This window comes from Candidatus Sulfotelmatobacter sp., from assembly GCA_035498555.1.
In the GTDB taxonomy this organism is placed as follows: domain Bacteria; phylum Eisenbacteria; class RBG-16-71-46; order RBG-16-71-46; family RBG-16-71-46; genus DATKAB01.
The window spans coordinates 1-10,092 of the sequence record DATKAB010000128.1; the positions used below are offsets into that span (position 1 = coordinate 1).

General features: G+C 68.6%; 8 protein-coding genes. 6 read left to right on the forward strand and 2 right to left on the reverse strand.

The features are described from left to right. The 6 genes from VMJ70_11075 to VMJ70_11100 all read left to right on the forward strand — a co-directional run. Window positions 1-1,591, forward strand: a 1,591-nt coding sequence (locus VMJ70_11075; GenBank protein HTO91660.1) for a glycosyltransferase family 39 protein, incomplete at its 5' end; no start/stop codon positions are given. Next, window positions 1,588-3,177, forward strand: coding sequence for a hypothetical protein (locus VMJ70_11080; protein ID HTO91661.1), 1,590 nt, complete (start codon window positions 1,588-1,590; stop codon window positions 3,175-3,177). The genes VMJ70_11075 and VMJ70_11080, both read left to right, overlap by 4 nt. A 353-nt stretch (window positions 3,178-3,530) precedes the next feature. Continuing rightward, a complete protein-coding gene (locus tag VMJ70_11085; GenBank protein HTO91662.1) occupies window positions 3,531-4,697 on the forward strand; it encodes an acyl-CoA dehydrogenase family protein in 1,167 nt (388 codons plus the stop codon). A 2-nt stretch (window positions 4,698-4,699) separates the two neighbouring features. Beyond that, entirely contained in the window at window positions 4,700-5,164 is a 465-nt protein-coding gene (locus VMJ70_11090; GenBank protein HTO91663.1) for an OsmC family protein, read from the forward strand. A gap of 16 nt (window positions 5,165-5,180) precedes the next feature. Then, on the forward strand, window positions 5,181-6,002 hold the full coding sequence (locus VMJ70_11095; GenBank protein ID HTO91664.1) for a PhnD/SsuA/transferrin family substrate-binding protein: 822 nt from the start codon (window positions 5,181-5,183) through the stop codon (window positions 6,000-6,002). After that, the gene (locus VMJ70_11100; protein ID HTO91665.1) at window positions 5,999-7,144 is read left to right on the forward strand and encodes a cobalamin-independent methionine synthase II family protein; all 1,146 of its coding nucleotides are present in this window, start codon (window positions 5,999-6,001) and stop codon (window positions 7,142-7,144) included. The genes VMJ70_11095 and VMJ70_11100 overlap by 4 nt, the downstream gene beginning before the upstream one ends. Before the next feature lie 43 nt (window positions 7,145-7,187). Here the strand turns inward: VMJ70_11100 and VMJ70_11105 are convergent, their stop codons facing one another. Both VMJ70_11105 and VMJ70_11110 read right to left on the reverse strand, forming a co-directional pair. Continuing rightward, entirely contained in the window at window positions 7,188-9,269 is a 2,082-nt protein-coding gene (locus tag VMJ70_11105) for a M13 family metallopeptidase (GenBank protein ID HTO91666.1), read from the reverse strand. Window positions 9,270-9,448: 179 nt separating this feature from the next. Further along, window positions 9,449-10,092: M13 family metallopeptidase (locus VMJ70_11110; protein ID HTO91667.1), on the reverse strand; the 644-nt coding region annotated here is incomplete at its 5' end.

Below are 10,092 nucleotides of genomic sequence, written 5' to 3' on the forward strand. Positions count from 1 at the left end.
GCTCGACTGGACCTCGCTCGAGTGGACCGTGCTCGCGATCTGCGTCGCGCTCGGCGCGCTCAACCTGTGGGCGCCGTTCACCTGGGATCAGGCGATCTTCGCGATGGGCGGCGAGCGCCTGCTGCACGGCGGGCTGCTCTATCGCGACTATTGGGACACCAAGCAGCCCGGCATCTTCTGGTTCTACGAGCTGGGCATCCGGCTGTTCGGGCTTTCGGAAGAGGGCGTTCACGCCCTCGAGCTGATCTGGTTCACCGCCTTCGCGGCGCTGCTGCTCACGTCGCTCCGCCGGTGGTTCGACAATCGCTGGGGCGCCGCGGTCGCGACGCTGCTGATCGTCGGCTTCTACTGGGCGGTGACCGAGGACTGGCACCAGACGCAGCCCGAAGGTCTGGTGGTGTTTCCGTTCTTCGTCTCGGTGTGGTTCGCGAACGAGGCCGCGCGGCGCGGCAAATCCGCGGCCGGCGGGTCCGGCGCGTTCCCGCTCTGGGTGATCGCCGGCTTTGCCAACGGCGTGGTCGGAACCTTCAAGCTGCTGCTGGTGGTGCTGCCTGCGATCTGCTGGGCGATGGCGCTGTTGTCGCGCTGGCGCGACCCGCGCCCGGGCCGCCTGCGCGACGTGCTGCTCGGCAAGGCCGGGCTGGCGCTCGGATTCGTCATTCCGCTCGCCGCCATGGTGCTCGCGCTCCAGGCGCACGGCGTGATGCGCGAGGCGTGGGCGGCGTGGGTCGAGTTCCCGAAGCGGATCGCGCCGATGATCCATGGCTTTCCACTCAAGAGTCTGAAAGAGAGCTTCGGCTGGTTCTTCGAGCGCTGGAGCTCGCTGCTCGCGCCGGCGCTGATCGGCGCCTGGACCGGCTGGCGTGGCAAGCGTTCGCTGCTGACGACCCAGATGCTGGTGTGGATCGTGGCCTGCTTCCCACTGATCCTGATCCAGCGCTTCTCGGGCTGGGAATACCACCTGTGGCTGTTCCTGCTGCCGCTCGGACTGCTCGCCGCGCAAGGTCTGGACGCGGTCGCCCGCCCGCTGCGCGAGCTCCGCCCGCCCAACTCGCCCGCCGAGCGGCGGATACTGCTGGCGCTCGCGGTCGCGCTGGTGTTCGTCAATCCGCTCGCCTCGGTGTTCACCAAGGGCGCGGCGCTGGCGAAAGATCAATTCGTGCGCACGCCGGCGCTGCGCCATCGCCATCTGCTGCGCGCGAGCCGCGGCAGTGCCTACTTCCGCTTCGAGAACGAGGGCGCGTTCCTGCGCGAGGCTTCGGCGCGACCCGGCCCGATCTTCGTGGTCGGGAATCCTCTGGTCTATTGGCTGTCGGGCCGGCGGCAATCGGTGCCGCGCACCGGCGGCATTCTCACCGAGTACTACACGACCGACGATTGGAACGACGCGGTGTCGCACCTCGATGCGACGAGCACGCCCTACATCTTCATCGAGCCGACCGAATCGGGGCTGCTCCAGTCCGAGCGCCCGCGGTCCGATAACTTCCTCGCCATGCTCGATCAGCGTTATCGCATGATGCGCACCGACACCTACGGCACCTGGTTCGAGCGCGTCGCGCCGGCCATGACCGCCGCGCCCGCTCGCCCGTGAGCGCTTCGAGCTCTTCGAGCGCCGCGCCCGCGCCCAGCGCGTCCCGCGCCGGCGGCCCACTCTCCTGGTGGCCGTGGCCGATCCTGATCGCCGCCGGGCTCGTTCATCTGCTCGCGATCCTCACCTGGATCAATCTCGCCATTCATCGCTACCGGCATCCGCTCGAGCTCGGGAACGTCGAGGGCATGCTGATGGACAGCATCGTGCGTCTCGCCCACGGCCAGCCGCTGTTCGGACCGCCGGTGCTCGACTTCATCCCGCTCGCCTACATGCCGGGCTTCTTCATCGTGGTGGCGCCCCTGGTCAAGATCTTTGGCCCGTTCCTGTGGGTGCCGCGCCTGGTGTCGGTGATCGAGACGCTGGTTCTCGCCGCGGCGATCGCACGCTACGTGTGGCTCGACACCAGAAGCCTGGTGCTGGCGATCGCGGGCGCCGGAATCATGATCGGCGGTTTCGGATTCGCCGCCGGCTGCTACGACCTGGTGGGGCCGAACGCGCAGTTCATGATGTTTGCGATCGCCGGGATGCTGGCGCTCCGCGAAACCAGGGGCGCGGCCGGCGCGATTCTCGCCGGCGTGCTGATCGGCGCGTCGTTCCTGTCCAAGCAGCACGGGCTGCTGTTTGGACTGATGGCGCTGCCCTATCTGTTGTTCTTCGATCGACGGCGATTGGTTCCGTTTGCCGTGGCGCTGGCTGCGGCAGCGGGCGGAGGCTACGCGCTGATGACGCTGTGGTTCGGCAAGTGGTTCCCGTTCTACACCTACGACGTGCCCTCGCACTGGTCGACGCTCAGCTTCGTGCGGATCCAGAACTACATCGGCAAGGACGTGTTCGGCACCTGGGGCGTTTGTTCGGTGCCGGCGGTGCTGGCGATCGTGCCGGCGTGGCGTGAGGGCGATCGGCGCGTGCTGCTGGCGTGGTCCGCGTGGGGTGGCGGACTCGCCGCCGGCCTGCTCGCCACGCTCGACCCGTACGCTTATCGGCACACGCTGATGCCGGTGGTGGTGTCGCTGGCGCTGCTCGCCCCGATCGCCGCGCAGCGCATCCTGCGCGCGGCGTTCGCGGGCGGAACGAGCGCGAGTGCCACGACCGAGCGCGCGGTCACGGCGATCGCCGCGCTGTTGCTGGTGCTGCAGTACCCCGCGGTGGCGTACTCGGCGCGGCGCTATCTGCCGCCGCCGCACGCAGAGGAAACGCGCGCTGCGTTCTACGCACGGCTCAAGGCGATTCCCGGCCCGGTGCTGATGCCCTATCACGGCTTCTACACCTGGGAGGCGCTCGGCAAGACGTCGTTCCATCTGCTGGCGCTCGACGATATCGTGCGCGCGCACGGCAATCGCCTGTTGCGCACCGATCCTCAGCTGCTCGATCGGATGTTCGACGGGCTTCGCCACGGGCCCAATCGGCCGTGGCTGGTCCTCGATCTGCCGCTCGAGCGCACCGGCGACGTGTCACTGCCCATGTGGCAGTCGCTCGCGCCGCATTACAGGCTGGTGGACAGCCTCGGTGTGATCACCGAGGGCCTGCGCCCGGTCGCCGGCCTGCGCGATGCGCCGTCGCTGATCTATCAGCCGATCGGGGAGTAGCCGGGAGTCGAAATCGGTCCACCACTTCGGCGCCGCCTCTGCGGCTTCGCCGCGCCCAGCGCCGCTTGCCCGCGCCCCGCGATTGCGCCGCGCCGGGCCCTATGCGAAGCTCCGCGCGTGCGCGTGACTCTCTCCGCGAAATTCCTTTACGCCTCCGGATTTGGTTGAACCCCCACCGCTCGGGTGGCGGGTCCCACCCCTCGCTGACGCTGGCCGCTGCGGCTCGTCCGCCGCAACTCCTTCGCGAGCGTCTCTAACCCCATTCCAATCGTTTCGCCGCGCGGCCTGACCGGCCGGCGTCGCGATCACCTGTTCGCGGACAGCGCACCGGCGCTGTCCGGGAGGCTATTCGTATGGTGCACCCGTACCGACTTTCGGAGTCCGATTCCACGCTGCTCAATTCAGCCACCACCCTCGCCCGCGACGTGCTCGCGCCGAACGCCGCCGACGTCGACCGTTCGGCGCGTTTCCCGCGCGAGGGCATGGCGGCGCTCGCCAAGACCGGGCTCAACGGGCTGTGCGTCGCTCGCGAAATGGGTGGGGCCGGCGCCGGCATGCGCGCCTTCGCGGCGGTCGTCGAGGAACTGGCCACCGCCTGCGGCTCGACCGCGATGATCTACAACATGCACGTGGTGGCGGCGCAGGCCATCGCCTCGGGCGCATCGTTGTCGGGCCGCGACACGCTGCTCGCCGACATCGCCGCCGGCCGGCATCTCACCACGCTGGCGTTCTCGGAGCGCGGCTCGCGCTCGCTGTTCTGGACGCCGGTCTCGCGGCTCTCCCCCAACGGCACGGGCTTCGAGACCACCGCCGACAAGTCGTGGGTGACCTCGGCGCACGAGGCCGACTCGTTCGTCTCGAGCGTGCTCGCACCGGCGGCAAAGGCACCCATGGAGTCGACCATCTATCTGGTGCGGAAGGGCGCGAAGGGTATCGCGATCCCCAACGGCTTCGACGGGCTGGGCCTGCGCGGCAACGATTCGGCGCCGATGCGCTTCGAGCGCGTCGCGGTCACGCCGGGCGATCTCATCAGCGCGCAGGGCGAGGGCGCCACCACCATGCTCACGGTGGTGCTCCCTTGGTTCGCGATCGGCACCGCGGCGATCGCCAACGGTCTGTGCCGCGCGGCGGTGGACGCCACCACGCGCCACCTCGGTTCGGCGGGCTTCGAGACCACCGGGACCCAGCTCCGCGACCTGCCCAATCTGCGCGCCCGGCTCGCCGAGATGTCGTTGCGCACCGGGCAGTCGCGCGCGCTGCTCGGCCACACGCTCGATCATCTCGACGCCGGCTCGCCGGCGGCGCCGCTGTTCGTGCTCCAGTCGCGACTCGCGGCGCTCGAAGCGGCGACGCACGTGACCGATCTGGCCATGAAGGCCTGTGGCGGCGCAGCATTCTCGCGCCAGCTCGGCGTCGAGCGCGTGTTTCGCGACGCGCGCGCCGGCTGGGTGATGTCGCCGACCACCGACCACCTGCTCGAGTTCACCGGTCGCGTGCTCACCGGCCTGCCGCTGTTCTGAACGTGTCCGACTCCACCTCGCCCGAACCCGACGCCCGGCTGCGCGCCCGCAACGGTCCCGAGCGGAGCGTGCGCCTTCACGCGCGCCACCTGACGCTGGCCGGCCTCGGCCGCGCCAGCTGGGACAGCGCGGCGTCGCACCCGTCGGCGCTCGACTACCTGCTCGCGGCTCTCGCGACCGATCTGGTGAGCGGGCTCGGCGAGGAATCCCGGCGCGCGAGCCTCGCGCTCGACGACGTCGAACTGCGCCTCGAGGCGTTTCTCGAGCATCCGCTGGTGATCGCGGGCGTGATGGGCGAGGAAGGCAGCGCGCGGCTGCGCTCGATCCGCGGCTCGCTGTACGTCGCTTCGTCGATCGGCGAGGCCGAACTCCAGTCGCTCTGGCAGCGGGTTTGCGAGCGGGCGCCGGTGCTCGCGAGCCTCACGCCCGGCGTCTCGATCGACATCACCCTCAAACGCGTTCTCTGAATCGGGAGGTTCGTCCGTGCGACCCATTCTCGTCGGCGCCGTGGTCTACGATCCCAAAGTCACCGTGATCTGGGACATCATCGCCCGCTTCTTCGCCGAGCAGCGCTGCCCGATCGACTGCGTCTACTACACCAACTACACGATGCTGGTGGACGCATTGCTCGCCGGTCACATCGACATCGCGTGGAATTCGCCGCTCGCCTGGGTGGATGCGCAGCGGCGCGCGGGCGGGTCGTGCCGCGCGCTGGCCATGCGCGACACCGACCGCGATCGCGTGACGCACCTGCTGGTGCGCGCGGCCGGGCCGGTGCGCTCGATCCGCGACCTGCAGGGCCGCAGGCTCGCCACCGGCGCGAGCGACTCCCCGCAGGCGACGCTGCTGCCGCTGCACCACCTGCATGCGCACGGTCTGGTGGCCGGGCGTGACTTCGAGGTGCTGCGCCACGACGTGCTGGTCGGCAAGCACGGCGACCACGTCGGCGGGGAGCGCGACGCGCTGCAGGATCTGCTGGCGGGCAAGGCCGACGCGGCGGCGGTGCTCGACCTCAACTGGCGGCTCTGGTCTCGCGACGGAACGGCCGATCCCGGGCGGGTGCAGATTCTCGACGCCACCGCGCCGTTCGACCACTGCAATTTCACCACGACCGAGAAGTTCGCGCCGGCGCGCGCCGAGCCATGGACGCGCGTGCTGCTGTCGATGGACTACGCGAACCCCGCGCACCGCGAGATGATGGACCTGGAAGGCCTCAAGCAGTGGCTTCCGGGCCGCGTCACCGGCTACACGGCGCTCGAGGCGGCGGTGAGAGAACAGGCGTTCTTCGAGCCCGCGATGCGATGAGCGCGCTGCCGCTCTTCCCGGTGACGACCGTGGGCAGCTGGCCGCGGCCGGGGGTCGTGCTCGCGTCGTGGCGCGCGCTCCGCTCGGGCGAGATCTCGCCCGAGCGGCACGAACGGGCGGTGGACAACGCGGTGCGCGAGGCGGTCGAGGCGCAGCATCGGGCGGGCGTCGATCTGGTGACGGACGGCGAACAGGCGCGCGACAATTTCTATTCGTTTGTCGCCGACAAGCTGGACGGCGTGCGGTTGATGACGCTCGCCGAGATGCTCGAGCACGTCGAGGACAAGGAGGGCTTCAGCCGGCTGCTCGACACGCTCGACGTGCCCGCGTTCTCGATTCGCAATCCCACCTGCGTCGGCCGCGTTCGCGCGCGCGAGCCGCTGGTGTTGCCGGATCTCGAGCGGCTGCGGCGCCACACCGGGCGACCGATCAAGGTCACGCTGCCCGGTGCCTATCTGCTGACGCGCGCGATGTGGGTGCCCGAGCTGAGCCGCGAGGCGTATGACAGCAAGGAGGCGCTGGGGCGCGACGTGGTCGCCATTCTGCGCGAGGAAGTCGCACGGCTGGCGGCGGCCGGCGCCGACTTCATCCAGCTCGACGAGCCGGTGCTCACCGAGCTGGTGTTCTCGCAAGGGCAGACGCGCACCTTCATGTGTGCGTCGCTGGCGGCTCGCGGCGATCCGAGCGATGAGCTGCGCTGGGCGGTCGAGATGCTGGGCGAAGTGCTGGCGTCGGCGGCCGGGGTGCGCACCGGGCTCCACGTCTGCCGCGGCAACTGGAGCCGCGACGAACGGACGCTGCTGCGCGGCCGCTACGCGCCGCTCGCGCCCTGGCTCGCGCAGGTGCCGGTGACGCAATTGGTGCTCGAATACGCGACACCGCGCGCGGGCGAGGTGATCTCGCCGGGAGATAAGGAGCTGGGGCTCGGCGTGGTGAATCCGCGCTCGGAAGACGTCGAAGCGCCCGAGCAGATCGTGGCCCGCGTCGAGGCCGCGCTACAGGTGGTGCCGCGCGAGCGCGTGTTCCTCAATCCCGACTGTGGCTTCGGCACGTTCTCGGCGCGGCCGATCAATGACGCCGAGACCGCCGAGCGCAAGCTCGCCGCGATGGTCGAGGCCGCGCGGCGGCTGCGAGGGGCGTGAGGCCGGCGGGGAGCGCCTCCCGGAGCTCCCCGCCTGCTCCTCCCTACCAGATCTCCGGGCGCTTGCTGTCTGCCGTCACCATCGGGTCGCCGGCCTGGCAATGGAACGCGGCGCGGAACTCCGGCATGTTCGAGAGTGGCCCCTTCACGCGCCATTCGGCCGGCGAGTGCGGATTGGTGAGCACGATGGTGCGCAGCAGCTCGGGCCGGATCTTCGACCGCCAGGCGTGGGCGTAGCCGAGGAAGAAGCGCTGCTCGCCGGTGTAGCCGTCGATCACCGGCGCCGGCTTCCCGTGCAGAGACCGCTGCCAGGCGTGATAGGCGATCGTGAGCCCGCCAAAGTCGGCCAGGTTCTCGCCCAGCGTCAGCTGACCGTTCACGTGCAACGAATCCACCGCCACGTAGCCATTGAACTGATCCACGACCTTCTGCGCCGCGGCCTTGAACTTGGCCGCGTCGTCCTCGGTCCACCAGTTGCGCAGATTGCCCTTGGCGTCGTACTGCCGCCCCTGATCGTCGAAGCCATGCGTGATCTCGTGCCCGATCACCATGCCGATGGCGCCGTAGTTGGTGGCGTCATCCGCGTTCGGATCGAACTGCGGCGGCTGCAGGATCCCGGCCGGGAAGAAGATCTGATTGACCAGCGGATCGTAGTAGGCGTTGACGGTCGGAGGCGTCATCCCCCATTCCGAGCGATCCACCGGCTTGTTGATCTGATTCATCTTGTATTCCATCGCGAACTTCTGGCAGCGGGTGAGATTGTCGATGGTCGGCGCCTTGGGATCGATGTCGAGCGCCGAATAGTCCTTCCACTTGTCGGGATAGCCGATCTTCTTGACGATCGCCGACAGCTTCACGATCGCCTGCTGCTTGGTGCTGTCGCTCATCCACGGGCGCGTCTCGATGCGGTCCTTGAGCGCCGCCAGCAGGTTGTCGACCATGTCCATCACCCGCGCCTTGGATGACGGCGGGAACTCGGTCGCCACGTAGGCCTTGCCGAGCGCATCACCCATCGCGTCGTCGGCCTTGGTCGCGGCGCGCTTCCACTGCGGCAGCGGCGTGGTGGTGCCGGTCAGCAGGGTGTTGAAGTGGAAGATCTCGTCGAAGTACTTCTTCCCGATCCAGGCGCCGTCGCGGGTGGCGTAGCGCACCTTGAGATAGGCCTTCCAGGTGTCGAGTGGCACGCTGTTGATCTCGCGATTGAGCGCCACCAGGAAGTGCGGCATCGAGACGTCGAGCTTCGCGTTCGGGTCGGCCAGGCTCGGCACGCCCACCGCCTTGAAGTAACCGGGCCAGTCGAGACCCGGGCAGAGCTTGGACAACTGCGCCACCGTCATCTTGTGATAGACGGCGTGCGGATCGCGCTGCGCCACCAGCGTCATCGACGACTCGGCCAGCGCCGTCTCGAGCTTCATGATGTCGGCAGCGTGGCGCTTCGCGGTCGCCGGATCCTCGCCCATCAGCTGCAGGAACCGCCCGGTGTGCGCCTGGAACTCGCGGCGAATGGTGTCCGACTTGGCGTCCTTCCTGAAGTAGAAGTCGCGATCCGGCAGCCCGAGCCCACCCTGCTGAATCTGCCCGATCATCATCGAGCTGTTCTTCGGGTCGATCTCGGGGCTGAAGTAGAAGGGAATGCCGAACCCCGGGATCGCGAGCTGCCCCAGTCCCTGCCCGCGCAACGCCACCCAGGCGAACGTCTGCGTGTAGTCGGCCTTGCTCCTCATCGCGTCGATCTTGTCGAGCGCCTCCCGAATGCCCTTGAGCCCGTCGCGATCGAGCCGCGTGGAATCCATCATCGACCCGTAGAGCACGCCGAGCTTGCGCAGCGTGGGGTCTTCCTCGATCGAGGCCTTCGCGGCGGCGTTGTCGAGCACGCGCTTCAACGCGACCTGATTGCGATCGTAGATCTCGCGCCCGGCGCCGACCGCGACGTACGCCGGTGGGATCTTCACCGTGTCCATCCAGGCGCCGTTCGCATAGCGGAAGAAGTCCTGGCAGGGCTTGCAGGTCTTGTCGACGTACTCCATGCCGGGAACCGAATCGGCGCACCAGGCGGCGGCGGGCAGCAACAGGCTTGCGCAACACATGAGAAGTGCGGCGGACACTCCGAGCACGCGAGGTTTCATCGGCGACCTCCGGGAGGATTGCAGCGTCGAACGAGGCGGGCGGCGTCGCGTGAATTGCCCTCGGCGCGACGCCCAAAGCCCGGGCCCGCCTCGCGATCTTCCAGCTCTCACGCTAGAAATCACAAGGCGGGCCCTCGACCTCTTCACGACGATTGCGGCCTATTTCGGTCCCGGCGCAGCTACCAGATGTCCGGCCGCTGCGCGTCGTTCTTCACCAGCGCGTCCCCTTCCTTGCAGCCGAACGCCTTGTAGAACTCGGGTATGTCCGACACCACGCCGTTCACGCGCCATTCGGCCGGCGAGTGGGGATCGGTGAGCGCCGCGGTGCGCATCGATTCGGGGCGCAGCTTGCGCCGCCACTCCGAGGCGTAGCCGAGGAAGAAGCGCTGCTCGCCGGTGAAGCCATCAATCACCGGAGCGGGCTTGCCCTTGAGCGAGCGCTGCCAGGCGTGAAACGCGATCGTCAGGCCACCGATGTCGGCAATGTTCTCGCCGAGCGTGAGCCGCCCGTTCACGTGCAGCGTGTCGACCGCGACATACGAGTTGTACTGATCCACCACCTTCTGCGCCTTGTCCTTGAACTTCGCGGCATCGTCGGCGGTCCACCAGTCCTTGAGATTGCCCTGGGCGTCGAACTGCCTGCCCTCGTCGTCGAAGCCGTGCGTGGTCTCGTGGCCGATCACCGAGCCAATCGCGCCGTAGTTGAACGCCTCGTCGGCCTTGGGATCGAAGTACGGCGGCTGGAGGATGCCGGCCGGGAACACGATCTCGTTGACGGTCGGGTTGTAGTAGGCGTTGACGGTCGGCGGCGTCATACCCCACT